The sequence below is a fragment of the Tessaracoccus yangjingae genome (assembly GCF_055326235.1).
Map to the genome: position 1 here is coordinate 98,817 of NZ_JBUZNN010000006.1, position 25,580 is coordinate 124,396.

At 70.8% G+C, this 25,580-nt stretch carries 27 protein-coding genes; 21 read left to right on the forward strand and 6 right to left on the reverse strand.

The features are described 5' to 3' along the window. Nucleotides 1–8 precede the first annotated feature (8 nt). Nucleotides 9–1,883, reverse strand: a complete 1,875-nt coding sequence (locus ACZK5D_RS10295) for a beta-galactosidase (RefSeq protein ID WP_463665225.1) — start codon at nt 1,881–1,883, stop codon at nt 9–11. A gap of 131 nt (nt 1,884–2,014) precedes the next feature. Here ACZK5D_RS10295 and ACZK5D_RS10300 point away from each other — a divergent pair, with 131 nt between their 5' ends. Then, nucleotides 2,015–2,458: a PTS sugar transporter subunit IIA gene (locus ACZK5D_RS10300; protein WP_458994013.1), complete on the forward strand. Its 444-nt coding sequence runs from the start codon at nt 2,015–2,017 to the stop codon at nt 2,456–2,458. 9 nt (nt 2,459–2,467) lie between these two features. Here ACZK5D_RS10300 and ACZK5D_RS10305 read toward each other — a convergent pair whose 3' ends face one another. Beyond that, nucleotides 2,468–4,228 (reverse strand): hypothetical protein, encoded by a 1,761-nt coding sequence (locus tag ACZK5D_RS10305; RefSeq protein ID WP_463665226.1) that lies wholly within the window; start codon nt 4,226–4,228, stop codon nt 2,468–2,470. Nucleotides 4,229–4,395: 167 nt separating this feature from the next. Here ACZK5D_RS10305 and ACZK5D_RS10310 point away from each other — a divergent pair, with 167 nt between their 5' ends. The 16 genes from ACZK5D_RS10310 (at nt 4,396) to ACZK5D_RS10385 (ending at nt 16,642) form a co-directional block, all read left to right on the forward strand. Then, a complete protein-coding gene (locus ACZK5D_RS10310) occupies nt 4,396–5,274 on the forward strand; it encodes an EamA family transporter (protein WP_463665227.1) in 879 nt (292 codons plus the stop codon). Next, on the forward strand, nt 5,231–5,716 hold the full coding sequence (ybaK, locus tag ACZK5D_RS10315) for a Cys-tRNA(Pro) deacylase (RefSeq protein ID WP_463665228.1): 486 nt from the start codon (nt 5,231–5,233) through the stop codon (nt 5,714–5,716). Before ACZK5D_RS10310 ends, ybaK begins: the two co-directional genes overlap by 44 nt. 9 nt (nt 5,717–5,725) lie before the next feature. Continuing rightward, the gene (locus tag ACZK5D_RS10320; RefSeq protein WP_463665229.1) at nt 5,726–6,010 is read left to right on the forward strand and encodes a GNAT family N-acetyltransferase; all 285 of its coding nucleotides are present in this window, start codon (nt 5,726–5,728) and stop codon (nt 6,008–6,010) included. 82 nt (nt 6,011–6,092) lie between these two features. Next, complete coding sequence (gene thrS, locus ACZK5D_RS10325) at nt 6,093–8,129, forward strand: threonine--tRNA ligase (RefSeq protein ID WP_463665230.1); 2,037 nt, start codon at nt 6,093–6,095, stop codon at nt 8,127–8,129. After that, on the forward strand, nt 8,122–8,658 hold the full coding sequence (locus ACZK5D_RS10330; RefSeq protein ID WP_463665231.1) for an HIT family protein: 537 nt from the start codon (nt 8,122–8,124) through the stop codon (nt 8,656–8,658). The genes thrS and ACZK5D_RS10330 overlap by 8 nt, the downstream gene beginning before the upstream one ends. A 7-nt stretch (nt 8,659–8,665) precedes the next feature. Next, nucleotides 8,666–9,481: an LpxL/LpxP family acyltransferase gene (locus ACZK5D_RS10335; protein WP_463665232.1), complete on the forward strand. Its 816-nt coding sequence runs from the start codon at nt 8,666–8,668 to the stop codon at nt 9,479–9,481. Beyond that, entirely contained in the window at nt 9,478–10,521 is a 1,044-nt protein-coding gene (locus ACZK5D_RS10340; RefSeq protein WP_463665233.1) for a glycosyltransferase family 4 protein, read from the forward strand. Before ACZK5D_RS10335 ends, ACZK5D_RS10340 begins: the two co-directional genes overlap by 4 nt. 4 nt (nt 10,522–10,525) lie before the next feature. Beyond that, nucleotides 10,526–11,113, forward strand: a complete 588-nt coding sequence (locus tag ACZK5D_RS10345; RefSeq protein ID WP_458994022.1) for a CDP-alcohol phosphatidyltransferase family protein — start codon at nt 10,526–10,528, stop codon at nt 11,111–11,113. Between the two features lie 17 nt (nt 11,114–11,130). Beyond that, nucleotides 11,131–11,889, forward strand: a complete 759-nt coding sequence (locus ACZK5D_RS10350) for a DUF881 domain-containing protein (protein ID WP_463665234.1) — start codon at nt 11,131–11,133, stop codon at nt 11,887–11,889. A 1-nt stretch (nt 11,890) separates the two neighbouring features. Beyond that, nucleotides 11,891–12,223 (forward strand): small basic family protein, encoded by a 333-nt coding sequence (locus ACZK5D_RS10355; RefSeq protein WP_458994024.1) that lies wholly within the window; start codon nt 11,891–11,893, stop codon nt 12,221–12,223. Beyond that, a complete protein-coding gene (locus ACZK5D_RS10360; protein WP_463665235.1) occupies nt 12,216–12,962 on the forward strand; it encodes a DUF881 domain-containing protein in 747 nt (248 codons plus the stop codon). The genes ACZK5D_RS10355 and ACZK5D_RS10360 overlap by 8 nt, the downstream gene beginning before the upstream one ends. Before the next feature lie 84 nt (nt 12,963–13,046). Next, nucleotides 13,047–13,535: an FHA domain-containing protein gene (locus ACZK5D_RS10365; RefSeq protein ID WP_458994026.1), complete on the forward strand. Its 489-nt coding sequence runs from the start codon at nt 13,047–13,049 to the stop codon at nt 13,533–13,535. Further along, nucleotides 13,535–14,218: a transcriptional regulator FtsR gene (ftsR, locus tag ACZK5D_RS10370; protein ID WP_458994027.1), complete on the forward strand. Its 684-nt coding sequence runs from the start codon at nt 13,535–13,537 to the stop codon at nt 14,216–14,218. Before ACZK5D_RS10365 ends, ftsR begins: the two co-directional genes overlap by 1 nt. A 13-nt stretch (nt 14,219–14,231) precedes the next feature. Next, the gene (locus ACZK5D_RS10375) at nt 14,232–14,696 is read left to right on the forward strand and encodes a bifunctional nuclease family protein (protein WP_458994028.1); all 465 of its coding nucleotides are present in this window, start codon (nt 14,232–14,234) and stop codon (nt 14,694–14,696) included. 172 nt (nt 14,697–14,868) lie between these two features. Next, nucleotides 14,869–15,417: a MerR family transcriptional regulator gene (locus ACZK5D_RS10380; protein WP_463665236.1), complete on the forward strand. Its 549-nt coding sequence runs from the start codon at nt 14,869–14,871 to the stop codon at nt 15,415–15,417. Between the two features lie 40 nt (nt 15,418–15,457). Next, entirely contained in the window at nt 15,458–16,642 is a 1,185-nt protein-coding gene (locus tag ACZK5D_RS10385) for a YhjD/YihY/BrkB family envelope integrity protein (protein WP_463665237.1), read from the forward strand. Here ACZK5D_RS10385 and ACZK5D_RS10390 read toward each other — a convergent pair. The 3 genes from ACZK5D_RS10390 to ACZK5D_RS10400 form a co-directional block, all read right to left on the reverse strand. Then, nucleotides 16,629–18,941, reverse strand: a complete 2,313-nt coding sequence (locus ACZK5D_RS10390) for a glycosyl hydrolase family 95 catalytic domain-containing protein (RefSeq protein WP_463665238.1) — start codon at nt 18,939–18,941, stop codon at nt 16,629–16,631. The two genes, ACZK5D_RS10385 and ACZK5D_RS10390, sit on opposite strands and share 14 nt — an antisense overlap. After that, nucleotides 18,938–20,974 carry a beta-galactosidase gene (locus ACZK5D_RS10395; RefSeq protein ID WP_463665239.1) on the reverse strand — a complete coding sequence of 679 codons (2,037 nt, stop codon included), beginning with the start codon at nt 20,972–20,974 and terminating at the stop codon, nt 18,938–18,940. Before ACZK5D_RS10395 ends, ACZK5D_RS10390 begins: the two co-directional genes overlap by 4 nt. A 94-nt stretch (nt 20,975–21,068) precedes the next feature. Further along, nucleotides 21,069–22,313 carry a pyrophosphate--fructose-6-phosphate 1-phosphotransferase gene (locus ACZK5D_RS10400; protein WP_463665240.1) on the reverse strand — a complete coding sequence of 415 codons (1,245 nt, stop codon included), beginning with the start codon at nt 22,311–22,313 and terminating at the stop codon, nt 21,069–21,071. A 133-nt stretch (nt 22,314–22,446) separates the two neighbouring features. Between ACZK5D_RS10400 and ACZK5D_RS10405 the strand changes: the two genes are divergently transcribed. Genes ACZK5D_RS10405 through ACZK5D_RS10420 form a run of 4 tightly spaced genes read left to right on the forward strand, consistent with a single transcriptional unit; the run spans nt 22,447 to nt 24,781 of the window. Continuing rightward, complete coding sequence (locus tag ACZK5D_RS10405; protein WP_463665241.1) at nt 22,447–22,815, forward strand: hypothetical protein; 369 nt, start codon at nt 22,447–22,449, stop codon at nt 22,813–22,815. Next, a complete protein-coding gene (locus ACZK5D_RS10410) occupies nt 22,812–23,240 on the forward strand; it encodes a TadE/TadG family type IV pilus assembly protein (RefSeq protein WP_463665242.1) in 429 nt (142 codons plus the stop codon). The genes ACZK5D_RS10405 and ACZK5D_RS10410 overlap by 4 nt, the downstream gene beginning before the upstream one ends. Before the next feature lie 10 nt (nt 23,241–23,250). After that, nucleotides 23,251–24,141, forward strand: coding sequence for an aldo/keto reductase (locus tag ACZK5D_RS10415; protein WP_463665243.1), 891 nt, complete (start codon nt 23,251–23,253; stop codon nt 24,139–24,141). A 19-nt stretch (nt 24,142–24,160) separates the two neighbouring features. After that, a complete protein-coding gene (locus tag ACZK5D_RS10420; RefSeq protein WP_458994037.1) occupies nt 24,161–24,781 on the forward strand; it encodes an L-threonylcarbamoyladenylate synthase in 621 nt (206 codons plus the stop codon). Nucleotides 24,782–24,881: 100 nt separating this feature from the next. On the opposite strand, the gene ACZK5D_RS10425 is transcribed toward ACZK5D_RS10420, so the two are convergent. Continuing rightward, nucleotides 24,882–25,577, reverse strand: a complete 696-nt coding sequence (locus ACZK5D_RS10425; RefSeq protein WP_463665244.1) for a DUF937 domain-containing protein — start codon at nt 25,575–25,577, stop codon at nt 24,882–24,884. Nucleotides 25,578–25,580 lie beyond the last annotated feature (3 nt).

Below are 25,580 nucleotides of genomic sequence, written 5' to 3' on the forward strand. Positions count from 1 at the left end.
CCCGCCGCTCAGTGCCCGGTCACGGTGACCGTGTGCGCCTCGTGGTCGATCTCGAACGTCACGTCGCCCCGGCGCACCTTCTCCGTGCCCGGGCGGGGTGCCGGTCCCGACGGACGGGCGACCAGGCGCACCAGTGCCCGCATGCCGGCGTCGTCAGGGATCGTCGCCACGTAGAACGCCCTCCCCTCACCGTGGGCCCGCATCGTCACCGCGGGCATCGCGTCGGTGCGCCCACCCTGGAATCGCGCGACGACCTCCGCCGCGTCCGTGACGAGCTCCTCCGCGAAGTGGGTGCCGTCGAATGATCCGAGACCACCACCGTCGACGCAGGCGCGCTGCTGTCCCGGGGCGGTGAGCGCCAGCGCGCCGAACTCGACGACCCGCACTCCGAGCAGGTCGCCGAGCTGGGTGGTGAACCCGCCGTCGCGGAACCGGTCGTGCTCGTCCACGACGTCGCTGAAGGGACCCGTCATCACCGTGCCGCCTCTGGCCACGACGGCCCTCAGCCCGTGGGCCGCCCGCTCGGTCAGCAGGTAGAGCAGCGGGGCGAAGACGGCGTCGTACCCGCTCAGATCAGCCTCGGCGTCCACGACGTCGACGAGGACGCCCTCCTCCAGCAGGGCCGCGTGCCAGCGCTGCACCTGGCCGAGGTAGTCCAGCACGACCGGATGGTCGGGCTGCTCGACGGCCCACCGGTTCTCCCAGTCGTAGACCACCGCGACCCGGGCGGTGACCCGTCCCAGCGGCGGGAGCGCACTCAGGTCGGCGCCCAGCCGGACCACCGATCGCCAGGTGCCGGTTCCCGTCCCGGCGTGAGGGAGCATCGCGGAGTGGAACTTCTCCGACCCCGCGCGGGACTGCCGCCATTGGAAGAACATCACCGCGTCCGCGCCGCGGGCGACGGCCTGCATGCTGAGGGCCGCCATCTGACCTGGCGCCTTCGGGGCGTTGCTCGGCCGCCAGTTGACGGCGTTGGTGGCCTGTTCCATCAGGAGCCACGGGGTGTCGGGCTTGAGGGAGCGGATCAGGTCCCTGGTGAACGCCGCCGCCTGCCAGGCGCGCGGATCGTTGGGGTCCGGGTAGCTGTCGTCGGCGATCACGTCGAGGTGCGGCGCCCAGCGGTGGTAGTCGAGCGGCTCGAAGGCGCCCATGAAGTTGGTCGTCACGCTCTGTTCGGCGCCCGCCTCGCGGATGATCCGCTTCTCCATGAGGAACAGATCGAGCAGCGCGTCGGAGGTGAACCGCTTGAAGTCCAGGACCCCGGCGGGGTTGAGGCTGTAGGGCGCCTTGCGCGGCGGGACGATCTCGTCGAAGCCGCCGTAGCGCTGGGACCAGAACTGGGTGCCCCAGGCCTCGTTGAGCGCGTCGATGTGCCCATAGCGCTCCGCGAGCCAGACCCGGAAGGCCCGCGCCGCGTTGTCGGAGTAGTCCGCCGGCAGATGGCAGCCGAACTCGTTGTTCACGTGCCACATCCGCACCGCCGGATGGGACGCGTAGCGGCCGGCGATCGCGGTCACCAGCTCGCCCGCCAGGCGGCGGTAGTCCGGGGAGGTGGGGGAGTAGGCCTGGCGGCTGCCGTGCCAGAACCGGCTGCCGTCGCGGTCCTCCGGGAACATCCCCGGGTAACGCATCCCCGCCCACGGCGGCGGCGAGGCGGTCGCGGTGGCCAGGCACGCGCCGATCCCGTTGTCGTGCAGGAGGTCCAGGACCGTGTCAAGCCAGTCGAAGTCGAAGACGCCCTCCGCCGGCTGGATCCTCGCCCAGGCGAAGATCCCGACGCTGACCAGGTTCACGCCGGCCTCCCGCATCAGGCGGGCATCCTCCGCCCACACCTCCTCGGGCCACTGTTCCGGGTTGTAGTCGCCGCCGTAATACATCGCCATCGTCCTTGATCGTGTCTCCGGCCCTGACAAGCCGCTCGGGCCCAGGATAGGGGAGTTGGCTCCCGACGACCCGGAGCCCTCCCCGCGGCGCTAGTGTGCGGAGCACATCGACATCCGAAGGAGCATGTGTGATGCAGATTCTCGCCCCGTGCGCAGGCCGGGTCATCGACATGGTCGACGTCCCAGACCCGGTGTTCAGCGCCCAGACCGTCGGTCCGGGCGTCGGGATCGAGCCCGACGGTGGGCGGCAGGTCGTCGTCGCGCCCGCGGACGGCCACCTGCTGAAGGTGAGCCCCCACGCCTTCATCCTCCTCGTCGACGGCGAGACCGGGATCCTGGTGCACATCGGCATCAACACGGTCAAGCTGGCGGGCGAGGGCTTCGAGGTGCTCGCGGCCCAGGGCGGCGACGTGACGGCCGGGACGCCGATCGTCGCCTGGGACCCGGACACGGTGACGGCCCCGGGGATGAAGCGGACCGTCGTGGTGGTCGTCATGGACGGCGCGCCAGACTCCGTCAGCACCGACGCCGTGGGACGCGCCGTCGCCGCGGGCGAGGCGCTCTTCACCTGCTGAGGGCTTGGGTCAGCCGGTGAACGCAACGACGTTGTTGAACACCCACATCCACTCGAGACGATACGAGCCGTCCCGGAACACGGGGACGCGCGCCCAGATGAACGATCTGCACCCGTTGGATCCCGTCCAGTCGTCGGCGCAGGACGTCCTCCACTGACGGCCGCCTGACGTGAACGACCCGCTGACGGCCAGGGGATTGCCTCCCCAGGCCGCCCGCGGAGCGGGCAGGTAGGACAGGTTGTTGAACACCCACGCGTCGCGAGTGGTCCAGCCCCGGCCGGACTGGACGGCCTCGGTGGCCCAGATGTAGGCGAAGCAGCGCTCGAGCTCGGCGGTGTACTCCTCGCACCGCGTGAACCACCTTCGTCCACCCGAGGTGGCGTAGCCAGGGTTGTAGTAGACGCCCTCCGGCCTCGGCGCCGTGGATGTCTCCGGAACCGCCGGGGGAGCAGGAGCCGGCTGATCGGCCGCGTTGGTGAGGTGGGCCGCATAGCCGATCGGCAGCCATTCGGTCAGCGCCCACGGGAACTTGTCCTTGGTCAGGTTGTTGATCCTGGACGCCAGCTCGGGGTCGGACTTCCAGGGATTGACCCCATTGCCCATCCCGTAGGGGCTCTCGAAGTTGAGCGCCATCACGAAGGTGTTCTTGTCGGAGACGATGCCGCCGTACTTCTGGACGGCGCGCATGACCGCGGCCATCGTGGGGTCGATGCCGTTGGCCTTGACGTAGGCCTCGACGTCGAAGGCCTTGGGAAAGGTGAACACCTGGCCCGCGGCCGGGGCGTCGGGATACGCCGCGGGGTCCAGCCCGCCGTCGGTCTGCTTGGCGGGGAACGAGATGACGCCGCGCTGGTAGTCCGGGAACGTCAACGAGACCATGTGGCCGATCTCACCACGGCGAACCTCCTCCGCGCCGATCTGCGTGAGTTCGTTGCTGATGCCGATGACCGAGTTGGAGCCTGTGAGATAGCCCAACCAGTAGTTGTCGGCCCCTGCCGAGCGGGTCTCGGGGTCCCCGTACCAGTAGCCGGAGGCGGCGAAGTGCCATTCGCTCAGGTCCGGCCCCGCCTTGACGGCGTTGTAGTAGCCGCGCATGATGCCGGTCGCCACGTCGAAGGTGGCGAACGCCCGGTCCCCGCCGTCCGAGGCGCGGGCCCATGAGGGGATCGGCAGCCGCCCGGTGGTCACCGCCTTGAGACGGGGGAAGTTCACCACGCGCGCATCGGTCGAGGCGAACACGGCGAACTCCTGGTACGGATTGGAGGAGTCCACGGTGTAGATCGGGATGTTGTCGTGAGCGTGGACGCCGTCGCCCACGTTGGCGCCCATCCTCAGCCACGGATCGAACGTGTCGGGCAGGTACATCCGGGGGAGGGCGTCGGAGACGAACGTCGCGATCGCCGCCGAGTTCGCGGCCCGAGGCGCGTCCCCGATCAACCTGGTGGCGAAGGTCCCCCGCGCGACGTAGTGATCAGGATGCAGCGGGGACCACCCCTGAATCGAGGCGAGGTCCGCCGCGGTCTTCGAGGGGTCGACCCCCGCCACCACGGGACGGCCCGAATCGTCAGGAGTGGAGAAGCAGTGCGGCCCCGCCGCGATCACTCCCGCGGTGGGGGCGTAGGGGAAACCGTTGTAGACGCAGCCCCGGGCTTCGTCGAGGCCGCTGGGGATGCCCACCGTCTCGGCACCCGCCGGGGCGGGGAGAGAGCCCAGGGCCAGCAGCAGGGCCGCCAGAACCAGTGCTGGGGCGGTCGCGGATTTCCTGTTCACGAGCCCTCAAGGTAGACCTGAGGCGAGGGACCCCGAGCCGTCTACCCCGACCCTCATCGGAGGTCTGGCCGATGGTGAATGCAGCCCGCACCCGAAGGTGAGTGGCCGCCGCCCCGTGCCGGGCCCGCCGACGGCGGCGATGGGCGCGGGTCGATAGGCTCGCCGGAGTGAGCCGCCCCCATCCCGTCGTCCTGGTGCTGATCGCCATCGCATCGGTGCAGTTCGGGGCGGCACTGGCCAAGGGCGTGTTCGACGCCGCGCATCCGGCCACGCTGGCCTTCCTCCGCGGCTCCGTCGCCAGCCTGATCTTCCTGCTCATCGCCCGCCCCCGCCTCGGGGGCCGGTCACGTGGAGACTGGCTGGTCGCGGCCGGCTACGGGCTGTGCCTCTCCGGGATGAACCTGCTCATCTACCTCAGCTTCGCCCGGATCCCCATCGGCCTCGCCGTCACCCTCGAGTTCGTCGGCCCCCTGGCCTTGGCGGTGCTGGGCTCGCGCAGGGCGGTGGACCTGATCTGGGTGGCGTTGGCCGCCGTCGGCGTCGTGCTGCTGGGGTCCGGCCCCACGGTCCCGGACCTGATCGGCATGGCCCTGGCGCTGGGGGCGGGCGCCCTGTGGGCCTGCTACATCGTGCTGGCGGGGCCGCTCGGCCGGCGATGGGAGGGGACCAGCGGCCTGACGGTGGGCTCACTGATCGGAGCGGTCACGCTCGCCGGCCCCGGCCTCGCCCTGGCCGACGGTGCGCTGGCAGACCCGAGGGTGCTCGGTGTCATCTCTCTGGTGGCCCTCCTGAGCACGGTCATCCCGTACGGCCTCGAGCTGCGGGCCCGGCGCAGCATCGCCGCCGGAACGTTCGGCATCCTGATGAGCCTCGAGCCGGCCGCGGCCGCCCTCTTCGCCTGGGTGGTGCTGGGAGAATTGCTCCATCCGGTCGAGTGGCTGGCGATGGCGGCCGTCATCGCCGCGTCGATCGGGGCCATCCGCACCGCCCGAAGGGAGACCCATGGCCAGGACGCACGGAGCCACCCCGGCGCTGAAGGCGCTTGACGCGGCGGGGGTGACGTACCGCGTCCACGAGTACGAGCACGACCCGCGATCCACCAACTTCGGGATGGAGGCCGCCGCCGCCCTCGGCGTCCCGGCGGCGCGGGTCTTCAAGACCCTGCTGGCCTCCGACGGCCGCGCCCTGGTGGTGGGCATCGTGCCCGTGGACCGGACACTCGACCTCAAGGCCCTCGCCACCCACGTCGGGGTGAAGCGCCTGGTCATGGCCGAGCCCGCCGTGGCGGAGCGCAGCACGGGGATGGTCGTGGGCGGGATCAGCCCCGTCGGCCAGAAGCGAGCCCTGCCCACGGTGCTCGACGAGTCCGCGATGGGTCACGACACGGTGCTGGTCTCGGGCGGCCGCCGGGGCCTGGACGTCGAGCTCGCCGCGCACGACCTGGTCAGGCTCACCCGGGCCACCGTCGGCCCCATCGCCGCCGGGTAGTCTCGCGGCATGACCGAGAACCTCACGTTGACGAAGAACGCCGCCGCCAACCGCTACGAGCTCTTTCAGGGCCATGAGCTCATCGGCCTGATCGACTACCGCACCGACAGCGGCGTCGTGGACATGTACCACACAGAGGTCGACCCGGCCCACGGCGGCAACGGGCACGGCAACCGCATCGTCGAGTTCGCGCTCTCCGACGCCCGCGAGGCTGGGCTCAAGGTCCGCCCCACCTGTCCCTTCATCGCGAAGTACATCCACCGGCATGAGGACTTCTGGGATCTTCGCGCCTGAGCAAGCCCTGAGATGACGGCCACGGCGCGGAGGGGCAGAATGGGCGTCAGCCAACCGCACCGACACACCCCAGGGAGCCCCGATGAGTGGAGCCATCACCGTCCGCCGCAACAATGACGCGGAACAGGTGACGCTGACCACCACCATGACGGGCCTTGACCTGTTCGGTGAGGATCGCAGCGTCGTCGCCATGCGCGTGGGGGGTGAGCTGCGCGACCTCGCACGCGAACTCGCCGCCGGGGACGAGGTCGAGCCCGTCCTCATCGACAGCCCCGACGGTCTCAGCATCCTGCGTCACTCGGCGGGCCACGTCACGGCGCAGGCCATCCAGGGGCTCTTCTCCGAGGCCAGGCTGGGCATCGGCCCGCCGATCACCGACGGCTTCTACTACGACTTCGCGACGGCGCCGCTCACCCCTGAGGACCTGAAGTCCGTCGAGAGGGCCATGGGCCAGATCGTCAAGGAGCGGCAGCGTTTCGTGCGCAGGGTGGTCACCGACGACGAGGCACGCGCCGAGCTCGCCGCCGAGCCGTTCAAGCTCGAACTCGTCGCGGACAAGGCGTCATCATCGGCCGATGACGGTTCCAGCGTGGAGGTGGGGGCCGGCGAGCTCACCATCTACGACAACGTGCGGCGCGACGGCACCGTGGCCTGGAAGGACCTCTGCCGCGGCCCGCACGTCCCCCACACCGGCTACCTCGGCAACGGGTGGGCCCTGACCCGCACGTCCGCCGCCTACTGGCGCGGGGACCAGCGCAACGCGGGACTGCAACGGGTGTACGGCACCGCCTGGCCCACCAAGGACGCCCTTCAGGCGTACCGGATGCGCCTCGAGGAGGCGGCGAAGCGGGACCACCGCAAGCTGGGCGTCGAGCTGGACCTGTTCAGCTTCCACGAGATCGTCGGCTCCGGGCTTCCGCTGTTCCATCCCCGCGGAGGCGTCATCAAGCGCGAGATGGAGGACTACGTCCGCGCCCGTCACATCGAGGAGGGCTTCGACTACGTCGGCACCCCCCACATCGCCAAGGAGGAGCTCTTCTACACCTCCGGGCACCTGCCGTACTACGCCGAGGGCATGTTCCCGCCCCTTCTGGAGGACGCCGAGCGCGACGAGCACGGCAACGTCGTCCGCGGTGGACAGGCCTACCGCCTCAAGGCGATGAACTGCCCCATGCACAACCTCATCTTTGCCTCCCGTGGTCGCTCCTACCGCGACCTCCCGCTGCGCTTCTTCGAGTTCGGGACCGTGTACCGCGACGAGAAGTCAGGCGTGGTCCAGGGTCTGACCCGGGTGCGGTCCATCACGCAGGACGACTCCCACAGCTACTGCGCCAAGGAGCAGGCGCCCGACGAGGTGCGCCACCTCCTCAGGTTCGTGCTGTCCCTGCTCAACGACTTCGGCCTGACCGACGTGGTGCTCGAGGTCTCCACCCGCGACGAGGACGGCAAGAAGAAGGACAAGTTCATCGGCTCCGACGAGCAATGGGCAGAGGCCACCGCCATCCTGGACGCGATCGCCCTGGAGTCCGGGCTGCCCGTGGTCGCCGACCCCGGCGGCGCCGCCTACTACGGCCCCAAGATCTCGATCCAGGCCAAGGACGCCATCGGCCGGACCTGGCAGATGTCGACCATCCAGTACGACTTCAACCAGCCCGAGCGCTTCGAGCTGGAGTACACGGCCCCGGACGGCAGCCGTCAGCAGCCGGTGATGATCCACTCGGCGAAGTTCGGCTCGATCGAGAGGTTCATGGGCGTGCTCATCGAGCACTACGCCGGCGCCTTCCCTGCCTGGCTCTCGCCCGTGCAGGTCATCGCCATCCCGGTGGCAGCCGAGTTCGACGCCTACCTGGCAGACATCGTCGCGCAGCTCCGCTCGAAGGGCGTGCGGGTGGACTTCGACGATTCCGACGACCGCTTCGGGAAGAAGATCCGCAATGCCTCGAAGGAGAAGGCGCCCTTCGTCCTGATCGCCGGCGGCGACGACCGCGACTCCGGATCCGTGTCCTTCCGCTTCCGCGACGGCTCCCAGCGCAACGGGGTGCCCGCCGCCGAGGCGGTGGCCACCATCGTCGAGTTCATCGCCTCACGCTCGAACGCGTCCCCGACGGCCGATGCCTGAGGCGGAGACGAGCGACGACTTCGCCGGGGTCCCCGACGCCTTCCAACGGCTCTGGACCCCGCACCGGATGGTCTACATCAAGGGCGACGGCAAGCCCAAGCACGACCATGAGTGCCCGTTCTGCGCCTCGCCGCGCCGCGACGACGCCGACGGGCTCATCGTCGCGCGCGGCGAGCACGCCTACGTGGTGATGAACCTGTTCCCCTACGCGCCCGGGCACCTGCTCGTCTGCCCGTACCGGCACGTGGCCGACTACACCGACCTGACGCGGGAGGAGGCCACGGACGTGGCCGCGCTCACGCAGAGGGCGATGACGGTGGTGCGTCAGGTGTCGCGGCCGGACGGGTTCAACATCGGCATCAACCAGGGGGCGGTGGCGGGCGCCGGCATCGGGATGCACCTGCACCAGCACATCGTCCCGAGGTGGTCGGGCGACATGAACTTTCTGCCGATCGTCGCCCAGACCCGTGCGTTGCCCCAGCTGATCGGCGAGGCCAGGTCGTTGCTGGCCGAGGCCTGGCACGCCTGACGTGGGGATGAGCGGCGCCCTCTGGGCCGTCGGGGCACGGCTCCCGCGCCCCTGGGGCGACGCGCTGGCCCGTGGCATCGCACCGGTGGCGGCGCTGCTGCCGCTGAAGGGCGTTGCGGCCTGGGAGACCACGATCGAACGTGCGACAGGGCGCCGGCCGACCGGGCGGCAGCGGCGCCTCCTCGTCGAGAACTGGCTCCGCAACACCCTGTGGTCCCTCCGCCTGGCCCGATGGTCGGACGGCGAGGTGCTCGCCACCATCGACGTGAGCGCCGAGGACGAGGCCAAGCTGCATTCGTCGCTGGCGGGCCCCGGCCTGGTGGTCGCCCTCCCGCACATGGGTTCGTGGGACTTCGCCGGAGCGTGGGCCGCCCGCGTGGGCATCCGGGTGGTCAGCGTCGCCGAACGCCTGCCCGACGGGCTGTTCGAGCGGTTCCGCGACGCCCGTCGCGGCATGGGGATGGAGATCTACGCCGTTGACCGGCCCGAGCTCATGGCGGCGCTCGCCGAGGACGTGCGTGCCGGGCGGCTGGTGTGCCTGTTGAGCGACCGGGACCTCTCCTCGCGCGGCGTGAAGGTGCCATGGCCGGGCTCGGGGCTGGTCAGCGTGCCCGCCGGGCCCGCGCTGCTGGCCCGCCGGACCGGCGCCGACCTCCGTGTGGTCACCACGGCCTTCCACGGGAACCGGCTGCGGCTGGAGGTGTCCGACCCGGTCGCGGGGGAGGATCCCGAGGCGATGATGCGCGGCGTGGTGGACCGGTTCGCGGCCGCCGTGCGGCGCAGCCCCGAGAACTGGCTGATGCTTCGCCGGGTGTTCCTGTGACGCTGAAGGTGGCCCTGGTGTGCCCCTACTCGCTCGACCGGCCCGGGGGAGTGGCGACGCACGTCCTCGGCCTTGCCCGGTGGCTCCAGGATGAGGGCCACCGCCCCGTCGTCGTGGCCCCCGGGACGGTCCACCGGGACCGGGGTGTGCCGGTCACGCTGCTCGGGGCCCCGCGGGATTTCCGCTTCAACGGCTCGGTGGCGCAGCTGGCAGTCGGTCCCAGCCAGTCCCGCCTGGCTGCCGCAGCGGTGGAGGGGGCCGACGTGGTCCACGTCCACGAGCCCCTCACGCCCGGGGCCGCGTTCGCCGCGGCGCGCGCCGCCCGCGCGCTGGTCGTCACTCACCACGCATCCTTCGACCCCTGGCCCCTCGCCGCGCTCGTCCGGCCGCGGGCCGCGCTGCTCCCGGACCGGATCTCCATCGCCGTCTCGAAGGCCGCCGCCGCCACGGCGCGGGCCCTGACTGGCGTCGACGCCGTCGTCATCCCCAACGCCATCGCGGCGCCCGGTGCGTCGGGCCGGCGGCTCGGCAGGCCGACCGTCGCATTCCTCGGTCGCCTCGACGAACCCCGCAAGGGGTACCCGCTCTTCCAGGCGTTGGCGCGCCGCGTGCCGGAGGCGGACTTCGTGGCCGTCGGTCCCGGCGGCCACGGCGACCCTGTCGTCCACGAGTTCGGCCAGCTCGACGACGACGACAAGGCCCGCATGCTCCACTCCGCCAGCGTCCTGGTGGCCCCCAACCGGTACGGGGAGAGCTTCGGGATGATCCTGGTCGAGGGGCTCGCCCACGGGTGCGCCGTCGTCGCCTCGGACCTCCCCGCCTTCCGCGACGTCGTGGACCACCCGGGGTTCGTGTCCTGGTTCCCGGTCGACGACGAGGCCTCCGCCCGTGCCGCCCTGCTCCGCAGGCTCGCCGACCCCGTCGATCCGCTCGCCGCGCGCCGCCTCGTCGAGCGCTACACGTGGCCGGTCGTCGGGCCGCAGATCGCCGCCGCCTACCGGCGCGTGGCGGCGCGGCGCAACGGGGCTGACGTAGGCTGAGTGCGTGACCAGTTCGCCCGTGGTCCCCGATTGGGACACCGACGCCGTCCTCACGGTGCCCAACGTCCTGTCGTTCATCCGTCTCCTCGGCATCCCGGTGTTCTGCTGGCTGATCCTGGACGGGCAGGACGTGGCGGCGGTCATCATGCTGGCCGTGTTCGGCGTGACCGACTGGTTCGACGGCTACCTCGCCCGCAGGCTGAAGCAGCGAAGCCGGCTGGGCACCCGCCTGGACCCCATCGCCGACCGGCTCTACATCCTGGCCGCGGTGGTGGTCCTCCTCGTCCGCGGGATCGTCCCGTGGTGGTTCGTGGTCATCCTGGTGGCCCGCGACGTGATGCTCGCGGCGCTGATTCCGGCTCTGCGGCGCCACGGGATGCTGGCCCTGCCGGTCAACATCGTGGGCAAGGCCGGCACCATGCTGCTCCTGCTGGCGCTCCCGTTGATCCTGCTGGGCTCTCCCACCTCCCTCGACCTGGCCTGGGCCCACTACGCGGGCTGGGTCCTCGGCTCGCTCGGTGCCCTCGTCTACTGGGCGGCCGGCCTGCTCTACGTCCGCGAGACCGTGCGGCTGCAGCGGAGCGCTCAGTGAGGCGTCCCGACGCCAGCATGAGCCTGCTCACCGACCTCCAGGAGGGTGCGCTCGAGCCCGAATACCGGCTGCAGACGAGCCCCCAGGTGGGACGCGGGCGGCTCCTGGTCGGCGTGGCGCTCGTCGCCGTCCTCCTCACCGTCGCCGTTCTCCAGACCACCCGGGGGGCCGGGGCCGCCGCCACCCAGCGCTCCGAACTCCTGGACCGGGTGGCCGCAGCCAGGGCCCGCCAGGACGAGCTGACCAGCCAGTCGGCGCAGCTCGAGGCGGAGGTCCGCGAGCTTGCAGGGGGCGCGCTCGGCTCCCCCGAGGACCGGCAACGGCTCGCCGAGGCGGAACTGGCCGCCGGCACCCTGCCCGTGACGGGTCCCGGGATCGTCGTCACGGTGGACGACGCGCCCGCCGCGACACAGGCCAAGGGCCTCGTGCTCGACAGCGACCTGAGCCGCCTCGTCAACGGGCTGTGGCAGGCCGGCGCCGAAGCCGTGTCCATCAACGGGAGGCGGCTGAGCGCCTTGACCCCGATCCGGGCGGCCGGGGCGGCCATCACTGTGGACTTCGTCTCCCTCAGCCCTCCCTACCGCCTTGAGGTCATCGGGGACCCGGGCACGCTCCCGGCCCGGTTCAACGAGACCCCGGCCGCCGCCTGGTGGCAGTTCCTCACCATGAACTACGGGCTCACCATGGAGATCGAGGCGTCCGACGGTGACCTCGACCTCCCGGCGGATCCCGGCATGGCCATCCGCCACGCCACGACCAGCGACGAGGAGAACTGACGTGTTCGCAATCCTGGGCCTGGTGGCCGGCGTCGTGGTGGGTCTGCTCCTGCAGCCCACCCTTCCTCCCGTCCTGGTCCCGTACCTCCCCATCGCCATCGTGGCCGCGTTCGACGCCATCCTCGGTGCCACCCGCGCCTACCTGGACGGGATCTTCTCGGACCGGGTGTTCCTGGTGTCCTTCCTGTCGAACGTGGTGATCGCAGGACTCATCGTCTTCGTCGGGGACCAGATCGGGGTCGGATCGCAGCTGTCGACCGGCGTCGTCGTCGTCCTCGGGATCCGCATCTTCACCAACGCCGCCGCCATCCGACGGGCGCTGCTCCATGCCTGAGCCGAGGCGCGCCACCCCCCGTCGCCCCCCGGGGGCCCTGCTGAAGGCCTTCTTCCGGCCCAGCCGGGGCCAGTTCGCCGTCGGCGTGGCCCTGTTCCTCACCGCGCTGATCGTGGTGGTGACGCTGCGCTCCCAGGCGAACCAGCCCGAGTTCGCCAACGTGCGCCAGGCTGACCTCATCCAGCTGCTGGACAACGTGACCGCGGAGACCCGACGGCTCGAGGACGAGGTGCGCGACCTCGAGCAGGCACGCTCCGAACTCCTGAGCGGGGCGGACCGCGACGAGGCCGCGCGGGCCGAGGCGGCCCGGCGGCTGGAGGAGGCACAGATCATCGCCGGCACGGTGCCGGTCAGCGGCCCGGGAGTGCGCATCGAGATAGACGACCCGCAGGGCCGGGTCAGTGCCGAGCTGCTGCTCGACGCCGTCGAGGAGCTGCGCGATGCGGGCGCAGAGGTCATCGAGCTCAACGACACCGTGCGTCTGGTGATGCGGTCCTGGTTCGGCACCGATCAGGCGGGCATACTCACCGCCGACGGGGTCACCCTCGAGGCCCCCTACCTCATCGAGGCCATCGGGGACCCCGCCACCCTCGAGGCGGGCGCGCGCTTCCGTGGCGGCCTCGTCAGCGAGGTGGAGGGCGAGCGCGTGGGTGGGCGGGTCACCATCACCCAGGAGGAGTCCGTCGCGATCGACTCCGTGGCCACCCCGGGGGAGAACGAGTTCGCCAGACCGCGGTAACGCAGTTGATAGCGGGTGATAAGTTCCTCAGGTAGCGTAGAAGTCCCAAGCGCCCCGTCGATGACGAACCAGGAGTGTTGACTCATGAAGTGCCGACAGTGTGGATCTGACAGCTCATCGGAGGCGCGGTTCTGCAGTGTGTGCGGGGCCCCCCTGGCAGACCCGACGGGTGACACCACGACGATGATCCCGGTCACCGCAGACGACCGGCCCGTGGTCGAGCTGACGGACCAGGAGCGGGCGGAGGCCAAGACGCTCGCCGCGGGCAACGCCCTTCTGGTGGTCAACCGCGGCCCGGGTGATTCGAGCAGGTTCCTCATCGACAACGACATCACCAACGTGGGCAGGCATCCGGAGTCGGACATCTTCCTCGACGACATCACCGTGTCGCGGCATCACGCGAAGTTCGTGCGCAGCGCCGGCAAGCTCTACCTGGAGGACCTGGGCAGCCTCAACGGCACCTACGTCAACCGCACTCTGCTCGACGGGCGGACGGTGCTCCGCGAGGGCGACGAGATCCAGATCGGGAAGTACCGCGCCACGATCTCGCTGAGTGAGCCCGGTCTGAGCTGATGCCTGGCGCGGCGCGCACCATCGGCCGCGTACTGGAGATGATCCGGGCGGAGTTCCCGGACATCTCCGTATCCAAGCTGAGGTATCTCGAGACGGAGGGTCTGATTTCTCCGGACCGTCAGCAGCCCTCGGGTTACCGGCGGTTCAGCCAGGAGGACGTCGACCGGCTGCTCTACGTGCTGCGCGCGCAGCGTGACCGCTACCTCCCGCTCAAGGTCATCCGCGAGGAACTCGACGCACTCGACCGCGGGGAACAGCCCGCATCGCTCGCCACCCCGTCGTCCACCGACGACGAGCCGGCCTCCGAACCCCGCCAGGCGGCCCGCGTCTCCGCCGCGCAGGGGCTGTTGACGCGTCGGCAGGTCCTGGCCGAATCGGGACTCGGCGAGGCGTCGCTGATCCATCTCGAGCGCCTCAAGATCATTCAGCCGCGCCGAGGGTCCCAGCTCTACGGCCGCGAGGCGGTGGCCCTGGCTGTCTCGGCGAAGAAGCTGGTCAGCTACGGCGTGGACCTCCGGCAACTCAGGGTGATGCAGCAGGCGGCGGCGATGGAGGCGGCCGTCGTCGAACAGGCGCTCGACCAGTACCGGCGCCGGTCGGGACCCCCCCAGGAGGTCGTCGTCGACCTCTACCGGGTTGTCATGCAGGCCCACGCAGCCCTCCTCCACGGCCAGATCCACTGAGTAGGCTGAGCCCATGATCGGTCTCGACGTCCTCGGCATCCGCCTCATCTCGCCGGACGAGCCGGCGGTGCTCCTGCTGCAGGAGCAGGGCGGGTCGCGGTGCCTGCCCATCTGGGTCGGCAACATCGAGGCCGCGGCGATCGCCAGCGGCCTTGACGGCACGGCTGCCGCCCGGCCCCTCACCCACGACCTCCTCGCGACCCTGCTCCCGATGATCGCGCCCGACGGGGGCGTGGTCGTCGTGACCGGCATGGAGGAGGGGGTCTACCGGGCAGAGCTGCGGCTCGGAGAGCACGTCGTCGACGCGAGGCCGAGCGACTGCGTCGCCGTGGCGGTACGCCTGGGGTGGACCATCCAGTGCCCGGCCGCCCTCATGGATGAAGTAGGGGTTGAGGTTGAGGCCGCCCAGACCGACGAGGTTGAGGCCTTCCGGGCGTTCCTCGACAGCGTCAACGCCGACGACTTCGAAGACGAATAATGCCTGGTCAGACCCCATTCGAGGGATTCGACACCGGCCCCGGAGCGGGCCACGGCCGGCCGCGCCCGCGAACTTTCTCCGGCATGCTCGAGCGTGTCGTCCCGCTCTCGACGCGCACCCGATTAGCGTCGGGTCTGCCGGTGCACCAACGCCGCGGAAGAAGTGAGGGAACGTGACTGAGACGCCAGAGGCTGAGCCGCTTCAAGCCCTGCTCTTCGACGGCGACTTCGCGCCCGTGCCCAGCGACACCGGCTACCGCGGCCCGATCGCCCATCGCGTGGCCGGCATCACCTACCGGCAGCTCGACTACTGGGCCCGCACCGGGCTGGTGGTCCCGTCCATCCGCAACGCTGAGGGCTCCGGGACCCAACGCCTGTACTCCTTCCGCGACATTCTGCTGCTGCGCGTGGTCAAGCGGTTCCTGGACATCGGCATCTCCCTGCAGCAGATCCGGGTGGCCATCGATCACCTGCACGCCCGCGGCGTCGACGACCTGACCGAGCTCACGCTCGTCAGCGACGGGTTCAGCGTCTACGAGGTGACCTCAGCCAACGAGCTGTTCGACCTGAGCCGCGGTGGTCAGGGCATGTTCATGATCTCCGTCAGCAGCGTCTGGCGGGAGCTGGAGGGCACCCTGGCCGCGCTCCCCGGCGAGCGCACGGCCGAGACCCTGGACCCCTCTGATGAGCTCGCGGCCCGACGGCGGACGCGAGCCGTCTGAAGCCTCCCGGCGCAGCGTAGCCGCCGGTAAGGTCTCGTCCGTGAAGGACTGGATCGCCAGGGTGATGCAGCGGCCTGTGGTTGCCCACGCCATGGCCGCGATGAACCGCTACAACAAGCGTCTGGGGCCGCAGTTCGCGGCCGGCATCACCTACTTCTCCGTGCTCTCCATGGTGCCCATCGTCATGTTCGCCTTCTCGATGCTGGGCATGACGCTCACCGTGCTGCGCCCAGACCTGCTCGACCAGGTAAAGGATCTCCTGGATGCCGAGCTCGGGGCCACGGACCTCTCGAAGAGCCTCGGGAAGGTCGTGGATCACGCCTTCAAGAACTGGGCTTCGGTGGCGAGCGTGGCCGTCGTCACGGCGGCCTACTCCGGCTCGAACTGGGTGGGCAACCTCAAGCGCGCCGTCCGGGTGATGTGGTCGGAGAAGTTCGCCGACGCGGCACGGAGGGGCAACTTCTTCGTCGAGATCGCGCTCAATCTGGTGATCTTCCTCGGGCTCCTCGTGTGCGTGGGGGTGAGCCTCGGCGTGGCCTCCGTGGGGGGCGGATTCTCCAGGCAGGTCATCGAGTGGCTGGGCTGGAGCCATCTTCCCGGGATCGAGTTCCTCTTCCAGGCCGTGAGCGTCGTGCTCACGCTCCTGGCCAGCTGGATCCTCATCGCCTTCCTGTTCGTGGCGATGCCCCGGAAGCGGGCGAGGCCCCGCGTCTGGCTGATCGGGACCCTGATCGGCGCGGTCCTCATCACGGCGCTCCAGCAGGTGGCGGGACGTCTCGTGGGCCTGTTCTCCAACAATCCCGCCTCGGCCATCTTCGGCCCCGTCATCGTCCTGATGCTGGTGTTGAATCTGCTCGCCACCATCATCCTCATGTCCGCCGCCTGGATCGGCACAGACGAGGTGTGGGCGGCAGAGCTTGCCACGAGCCACGCCGGGCGGACCTCCGAGGTGACCGACCACGCCGGGATCGACCTCGCGGAGGAGACCGTGGCGGCGTCGCATCAGGCCTCACGCAGGTGGGCGGCCACCAGGAGCCTCGACGATCTACGCCGGGCGGATCCGGTCACCCTGCCGCCACCGGATCCGGCGCGGCCGGTCCGGCAGGACGTGGCGGCACGGAGCGTCCGGATCGGGACCCGGCTGGGCTACGGCGTCGGCGCGGCCACGGGGCTCGGTCTCGGCGCGTTGCTGGCCGGGGTGGTCCGCGGGCTCAGGCGTCGCTGAACCCCACCACCAGCGAGCCCTCCGGCGGCACCGTCACCGGCCGCGACACGCCGTCGTGGACGAGGGCATAGGTGCCCGCGGCCGCCGGAGTGAGGGCTCGGAGAGTCAGCCTGTGCGGGCGCCGGTCGCGCCACTCGAGGTCCACGGCGACGCCGGGCCTGGCCACCAGCCCGGTGACCTCGCCGTCGTCCAGGTGCGGGGGGAGCGCCGGCAGCAGGTCGATCCGGCCGGGGCGGTGACTCTGGAGCAGCGCCTCGACGAAGGCTCCCAGGAATCCGAGGTTGCCGTCGATCTGGAAGGGCGGATGGGCGGCGAAGAGGTTTGCGTAGAGCCCGCCGCGCTGGGCGAAGCCGGGGCCGTCGTCCGCCGGGCGCACCACCAGGGCCAGCAGCCGCCCCACGGCCTGGCCGTCGCCGAGCCTGGCCCTGAGCGCGATCTTCCACGCCAGCGACCAGCCGGTGGAGTCGTCGCCTCGGGCGTCGAGTGTCGCGGCCACGGCGGCGGCGTGGCCGGCCGGGTCCAGGTCACCCGGGAACCACGGGAGGAGGTGGGAGAGATGGCGGTGCAACGGCTCCTCCTGCACGCGGTCCTCGCCCCACTCCGCGATCGTGCCGTCCGACGAGACGCGCGGCCCGGGGATCCGGGCCGCCGTCGCCGACGCCTCGGCGCCGATCGGGTCCTCCGGGGCGAAGGTCGAGGCAAGCTCCGCCGCGATGAGCAGCACGTCGCGGACCAGGGCGCGGTCCATCGCGGAGGATCGGGTCAGCGACGCCGGGACCCCTCTGTGCAGGAAGCGGTTCTCGGGTGAGGTGGAGGGAATCGTCTGCGGGACCCCGTCGGCGTCGGCCCGCAGGAAGTCCAGGAGGAAGCGCGCTGCGCCCCGGGCGACGGGCCAGAACCGGCGGAGTGTCTCATCGTCCATCGCGCCGAAGCGCCGCTGCTCGTCGAACTGGCGCACCAGCCACGCCCCGCCCATCGCCCACTGGGACCAGGACGCGTCCCCGTTGGTGGGGAGCGTGAAGGCCCAGGCATCGCTGTTGTGGTGGGCCACCCATCCCCGCGCGCCGTACAGGCGGTGCGCGGTGTCCCCGCCCCGCTCGGCCAGCGACTCCAGCAGCGGCAGCAGGGAGCGGTGGCAGCCTGATGCGCCGGTGGTCTCGGCTCCCCAGTAATTCATCGGCAGGTTGATGTTGAGCGTGTACGCCGACGACCAGGGCGGCTGCAGCTCGGCGTTCCAGATCCCCTGGAGGTTGGCCGGGAGGCCGCCGTCGCGGCTGGAACTGAGCAGCAGGTAGCGGCAGTACTCGAGGAGCAGCGCCACCAGCGACGGGTCCGTGGCGGCCACGTCCGTGAGCGCCGCGGACCTGACCCGCTCGTCGGGATCGGCCAGGGGACTGGTGCCTCCGAGGCGGACGGAGAAGGTCCCCGCCCGCTCGGAGTGCGCGGCCGCGTGCCGGGCGAGTGCGGACTCGGCGTGTGCCTCCGCGCGACGGATCGCCCGCCCGAGGGCGTCCTCGACGGGGCCTGGGGGCAGGGTAGGGGAGGTGTAGGTGGTCTCGATCGCGAGCACGATCTCCGTTGAGGTCGCTGAGCGCACGACAATGGCCCCGTCGTCCACGCCCACCTCGCCGTCGGAGGTGACGCGCAGCCGCAGGGCCACGCGGACCGGATCGACTCCGGGCACCTCCCAGGTGAGGGGTGGGGAGTCGGGCTCGTGGCCCGGGGCGACGTCGGCCGGCAGCGCCGCGACCAGCGTGACCGCGCCGTCGGTCGCCTCGAGCGATTCGACCCGCAGCGGCGTGGCCACACTGATGCGGAGATCGCCCGGCTGCGTCGACCGCACCGTGTGGACGAGGACGTCGTCGCCCAGGCAGGCGGCGGTGCGCATCTGCCAGGTGCGCGCGCCGTCGGAGAGTGTCGCGGTGTGGACGCCGGTGGCCAGGTCGAGGGACCGGACGACGCCGGCGCCGTCGGCCCCCTCGAGGCGGACCTCCAGCTCGCCCACGGGCAGGAACGCCTGCGCGTAGCCGTGCTGCAGCGGACGCAGGGCCTCCTCGGCCCCGACGGGGTCGTCGCCCTCGATGAGCGCGCGCGCGTCCGCGAGGGCCTCAGCCGCCACAGAAGGGTGGACCAGGTTCCGCACGGCCGAGCCCACCCCACCGGACCAGGCCGTCGACTCGTTGAGGCCGATCCGCACCGCGCCGTCCTCGACCCCGACCATGGCGCCCAGGCGCCCGTTGCCAAGCGGGAGGCGGTCCAGCCAGGACCGCGACGGGCGGTGATACGTGAGGCTGGTCATGACGCGTCCCCCCGGTCCTCGCGGACGACGGCGACGTCGCCGGCCACGAGCGTGAGGATGCCGGTCACCGGCTGGTCGTCGAGCAGGTTCGTGCCCGCGGCGGGGACGGTGGCGGGAGCCGTGCCGTGGTTGATCACGAACAGGTAGCTGGAGGAGCCGGCTCGACGGCGGACCACCTCCACCCCCTCGTAGCCCGGCGTCGGGACGTGTGCCTCGGCCAGCACCCGTCCCACGAAGGAGCGGAGGTCCGCGCCCGTCAGCCGCGTCGACAGGTAGTGCACGCGGCCCCCGCCCGGGAGGATCCGGCGCGTGACCGCGGGGGATCCGGTCCCGATGACGGGGTGGGCGTCGCCCGTGTAGGTGGCCGCGGCCTCGGCCCTATGGAGCTGGAGGAGCTCGGTCCATGAGCTCCCCGAGGCCCCGTCGGACAGTGTCACGCAGCCGCCGGGGGCCAGCGGCACGTGCTCCTCGACGCGGATCCCGGCCAGGGACGCGAAGGCTGCCGAGTAGCTGCCGTGCCGCACCCGCAGGTGTTCGTCGGTGGAGCCGGCGAAGTGCCAGACCGCGAGATGGCCGCCACCGTCCACGAAACGGGCGAACGCCTCCGCCTGGTGGTCGCTGACCGCCAGGAGGCTGGGCACGAGGATCACGTCGTAGCGCCCGAGGTCGCCGTCGGGGGACACCACGTCGGCCACCACGCCGAGCTCCCAGAGGGCCGTGTGCACGGCGCGGACGGCGGGGAGGAAGTCGACGTCGTTCGAGGGCATCGCGGGGGTCTGCGCCGCCCACCAGGCGTCGGCGCTCCAGACGATGCCCACCCGGGCCTCGACCACAGGGCCGGCGGCGGGGTCCGCCACTGCCTCGGCAACGGCCTCCAGCTCCGCCCCCAGCGCGGCCAGCTCGCGGAAGATCCGCGAGTCCGGGCCGGCGTGCGGCACCATCGCCGAGTGGAAGAACTCGGCGCCCACGAGCGGTGAGCGCCACTGGAAGAAGAGCGATCCCATGGCGCCGCGGGCCAGGTACTGGTAGGTGTTGCGGCGCATCCGCCCCGGCTCCTTGGGCAGCATCCGGCCGCCGGCGTAGTCGTAGACCAGGCTCGTGGACTGCTCCATGAGGAGCCACGGCCGCCCACCGGCGAAGGAGCGGGCCAGGTCCGCGCCGAAGGCCACGTGGGTCTCCCCGGCCGGGCCGGCGTCGTCGAGGTAGTGGTCGATCGAGACCACGTCGATCTCGCGGGCGAACGCCCACTGGTCGTAGTGGTTCCACGTGGGCAGCATGAAGTTGGTCGTGGTGGGCACGTGCGGGGTGAGCTCGCGGACCACCGTCGCCTGCTCCCGGAGGCAGTCGAGGAGGAGGTCCGCGCTGAAGCGCTTGAAGTCGAGGACGTGTGCGGGGTTGGGCAGGTACTGCGTGGCCTGCGGCGCGTGGACGTCTCGCCAGTCGGAGTACCCCTGGGACCAGAATGCCGTGTTCCAGGCCGCGTTGAGTGCCGTGAGGTCCCCGTAGCGTCCAGCCAGCCACGTGCGGAAGGCCGCGTCGGTCACCGGACCGTAGGACACCGTGCCGTACTCGTTGTGCAGGTGCCACATCGCCAGGCCCGGGTGGGTGCCGTAGCGCTCGGCCAGCGCGCGCGTGATGCGCACAGCGGCATTGCGGTAGGCGGGGGCCGCGGGGTTGTAGGTGTCGCGGCTTCCGTGGATGAGACGCACGCCGTCGGCCGTGACAGGGAGGGCCTCCGGATGGAGGCGGGAGAACCACGGCGGGGGAGAGGCCGTCGGCGTGGCCAGGATCACCCTGACACCCGACGAGTGCAGCCGGTCCATCGCGTCGTCGAGCCAGCCGAACTCGTAGCGTCCGGGCTCCGGCTCGAGAGAGGACCACGAGAACACGCCGACGGTGGCGGTGTTGACGTGCGCCTCGCGCATGAGGCGGAGGTCCTCGTCCAGGACCGTCCTGGACCACTGCTCGGGGTTGTAGTCCCCACCGAACCAGACGCCGGGGGAGTGCACTTGTCGAAACGGTTCGATGCTCACGCGTCCACTCTACATGCGGCAGAGGCCCGCCGTCCCAACTCCTGTGGAGTGGGGCGACGAGCCTCTGCGTGACGCGGGAGACCCGCGTCGGTGGTCAGTGCGCGGCGGTGATGACGGGGAAGTCCTGGCCGATGTCGGCCAGCATCGCCTTGTACCAGTCCTGGTTCAGATCGAACGGCTTGCCGCCCTTGATCCGGTCGAACGCGATGGCGCTCAGCACGTCGCCGTTCTCCTCGTCATGGCCGATGACGCCGGGCTCACCGCGGAGCGCGCAGTCGACGGCGAGGTCGGTGCACTGCCTGATGAGGGCCAGGTCCGCGTCGTTGGCGGCGGCGGAGCGGGAGAAGTAGCCCGACTTCTGGATCATGACCTTCTCTGCGTCCAGCTTCTCGGCGAACTTCGAGGCGAACCACGCCCCGGGGTTGATCTTGTCCAGCTTCACGTGGCCGAACGGATCCCGCGGCACCTCCTCGCCGGCGCCCTCCATCTCGGCGACGATGGCGTCGAGGCCGGCGCCCTCCGACAGGAAGATGGTGACGTTGCCCACCTCGTCCATGATGGTGCCGAGGCGCTCGGCCTCCTTGGCGATGTCGATGACGCCCTCGGGCACGTACACGCCGTGCACGTCCCACGCGGCGCGCGACAGGCCGATCTCGGGCAGCCACTCCTGGGTGTCGAGCCAGGCGCGGTACTCCTGCGCCGTGGCGGCCGTCAGCCAGCCGCAGTGCCGGCCCATGACCTCGTGCACGATGAGCATGCGCGATCCGGAGTTGTGCTCCGCCACCACGTTCTTGGCGAAGATCGCGCCCTGCTCTGCCGCGGTCCACGCGCCGAGCGACTGCTTGATCGGGATGACGTCGTTGTCGATGGTCTTGGGGAGGCCCACCACGGTCAGGCCGTAGTCGTGCTCGGCGAGGTAGGCGGCGAGGTCCGCTGCGGTGGTGTTGGTGTCGTCGCCGCCGATGGTGTGCAGGACGTCGACTCCGTCGGCCACCAGACGGTCCGCCGCCACCTGGAGCGGGTTGGCGCCCTCGGCGACGAGCCCGCGCTTGACGAGGTCCTTGGCGTTGGTCAGCTTGACGCGGGAGTTCCCGACGGGGGAGCCGCCGAACTTGTGCAGCAGAGCGGCGTTGGCGCGGACCTTGTCGTCGACGACGAGGTAGTCACCCTTGAGGAGGCCCTGGTACCCGTGGCGGTAGGCGATGATCTCGATCTCGGGGGCCACCTGCGTGTAGCGCTCGATCAGTCCACCGATTGCGGAGGAGAGGCAGGGAGCGAAACCGCCGGCCGTGAGGATGGCTACCTTCTTGACCATGAGGGTCCTTTCATAGGAATGCATGACGCTGGGGTTGTCGGCTCCAGCCTATTGCACCCCGCCGTTGCCGCGGGGGCCAGGGGCGGCGAGGGCGGGCGGGCACCGTAGTTGTCCACAGCCGGGAAGCGGTGACCCTCCCGCTTGGCAGGATGGGCGCATGAGACGACCAACAGACCAGCGCGGACTCAGCGGATCGGTCCAGGCTGTGGTGCTGCTGCCGTTGTCCATCGGGATCCTGCTCAGCCTGATGCAGTGGTCGTTGCAGTACTGGGCGGAGTCGACGGCGCTGGCCGCCGCCCAGCAGGGGGTCGCCGTCGCAGCGGCCTATGACGGGCGGCCGGGCGACGGGGAGGCGGCCGCGGCCGAGGTGGCGGGCAACGGCTCGCTCAGCCAGGTGCGCGTGAGCGTCAGCAGGGGAGCCCGCACCACCACCGCCACCGTCAGCGGGCGCGCCGTCGTCATCGTGTGGCCCCGCGAGATCCGCAAGACGGTCACCGCGGCGACGGAGCGGGTGACCGGCTCGTGACGAGGAACCGTGGTGAGCGCGGCCTGGCCATGTCCGTGGAGGCGGTGGTGATCCTCCCCGTTCTGGTGCTGTTCATCGGCCTGGTGATCTCGCTCGCCAGGATCGCGATCGCCGAGCAGAGCGTGGGCGCGGCGGCCGCCGCCGCAGCCAGGTCGGCCTCGCTCGAGCGCAGCAGCTCCAGCGCCCACAGCGCGGCGCTGGAGGCGGCCCGTCTGTCGCTGGCTCAGCGTCATGTTGCCTGCCGGACAACCGATGTCGCCGTCGACGCCGCCGGAGCGGGACGTGCGCTGGGGCAGCGCGCCACCGTCGAGGTCGAGGTCCGGTGCCTCGTCGAGTTGAGGGACGTGAGCCTGCCGTTCGTCCCCGGTTCGGTGTCGGTGACGGCCGCCAGAACCTCACCGGTGGACCCGTTGCGTGGTCGGTAGAGTGGCAGCCATGACTAGCAAGCAGCGCCGCATCGGCCAGTTCACAGTGTCCTCGGTGGGTCTGGGTGCCATGCCCTTCTCCATGAGCGACAAGCCGGAGAAGCCGGCGGAGGAGCAGGCCATCGCCACCGTCCACGCCGCCCTCGACGCCGGCGTGACGCTCATCGACACGGCGGACATCTACGCCCCCAGCTGGGACTCGATGGGTCACAACGAGCGGATCGTGGCCAAGGCCCTGCGCAGCTACGACGGAGACGTGAGCAACGTCGTCGTGGCCACCAAGGCCGGCATCACCCGGTCCGTGGGGGAGCGCTGGGGCAGGGACTCCGCGCCGGACTACCTGCGCGGGCGCCTCGAGGCCGCGCTCCTGGTGCTCGGCGTGGACAAGCTGGACCTCTTCTACCTCCACCGGCCCGACCGCAGCCGCGTCTACGCCTCCGTCATGGAGACCTTCGCGGGGTTCAAAGAGGAGGGGCTGATCTCCGAGATCGGCATCTCCAACGCCAACGTCGAGGAGATCCAGATCGCCGTCGATGTGCTGGGCCTCGGGGAACTGGCGGCGGTGCAGAACGAGTTCTCGCCGAAGTTCAACCACACAAGCAAGGTGGAGCTGGACTTCTGCGCAGAGCGGGGGATCGCCTTCCTCCCCTGGTCGCCGCTCGGCGGCACCGGCGGTGGAGCCACGGCCGTGGGGAACCGCTATCCGGTCCTGGCGGAGATCGCCTCCGCCCACGGGGTGTCTCCGCAGCAGGTCACCCTCGCCTGGGAGCTGGCGCTCGGCGATCACGTGATCGTCATCCCGGGCGCGTCGCGGCCGGAGTCCATCACGGATTCGGCGGCGGCCATGGACCTGAAACTCAGCAACGACGAGGTGGCGGCCATCTCGGCGGCGGTGCTCTGAGGATGGGTAGCCTGGGCCCATGGCCCAGTACTTCCACGTTCACCCGGACAACCCGCAGCCCAGGTCGCTGGCGCAGGTGGCCAGGATCCTGGGCGACGGCGGGCTGATCGCCTACCCCACGGACTCCTGCTTCGCCCTGGGATGCACGCTCGGCAACGCCGAGGGCATCGAACGGATCCGCAGGATCCGCCACCTCGATGACAAGCACCATTTCACCCTGGTGGTTGATTCGTTCGCCAAGCTCGGCGCCTACGTCGAGATGGACAACTGGGTCTTCCGCGCGGTGAAGGCGGCCACGCCGGGCCCGTACACGTTCATCCTCAAGGCATCCCGCGAGGTGCCGAAGATGATGCTGCACCCGAAGAAGCGCACGGTTGGGGTACGCATCCCCGACCACCGCACCACGCTGGCTCTCCTCGATGCCGTCGGGGCGCCGCTTGTCTCGTCCACGCTGATGCTGCCGGGTCACGAGGAGTCGCTGACGGATGGGTGGACCATCAAGGAGCTTCTGGATCACCAGATCGACGCGGTGCTGGACTCCGGTGACTGCGGCGTGGAGCCCACGACGGTGGTGGACCTGAGCGGCGACGAGCCCGTGATCGCCCGGGTGGGGGCAGGAGACCCGTCGCCGTTCGAGTGACCCACCACAGCGCTCGAGCCGGGGGCGCAGAGGCCCCGTCGTCGCTGAACGTCGCAGGGCCCCGGGAGAACCCCGGGGCCCTGCGACGTTCGAGGCCGATCTAGCGGCGGCCACCCCCGAGCAGCCCGCCCAGAATGTCGCCCAGGATCCCACCGCCGAGCCCACCCGGCATCGTCTGCTGCTGAGGCTGGCTCTGGCGCTGTTGCGCCTCGGGTTCCGGCATCCTGAGCGTGCTGTCGTCGGCCTGGCCCGTGGGCACCCGGAACTGCGGCTGTTCACTGGGCTGCTGCGGCTGCGCCTGAGGTGCCGAGGCACCTCCCCCAAGGATCTGACCCAGGATGTCGCCCAGGCCGCCGCCCCCGGATGAGGGCGCCTGGCGGGGCTGGCCCTGGGCCTCGTCGGCGCCCATCAGCTTGCCCGCCAGCCACGACATCACGATGGGGGCGAGGATGGGGAGAAGCTTCTGGATCAGCGCGTTGCCGCCGCCGAGTCCGCCGAGCTGGTTGACCACCTGGTCCTCGTTGTCGCCGAAGATGTGGTGGGCGATCTTGGCGCCGTCCTGCTGATCCACGTCGTCGAGGTTGATGCCCCCCTGGACGAGCCGCGGGTCGTGCTGGCCGACCGCTGAGGCCAGCGATGCCTCGCCGGCGGGATCCTGGGTGTTGGCGCCCATGCCCATCAGTAGGGCGGGCAGCGCGTTGCGGGTGGCGGCCTCGACATCCTCCGGGCTCGCCCCGACGCGCTGCGCCAGCTGGTCGATCGGGAGAGTGGACAGCAACTCGTCGTAGTCAAACATCGG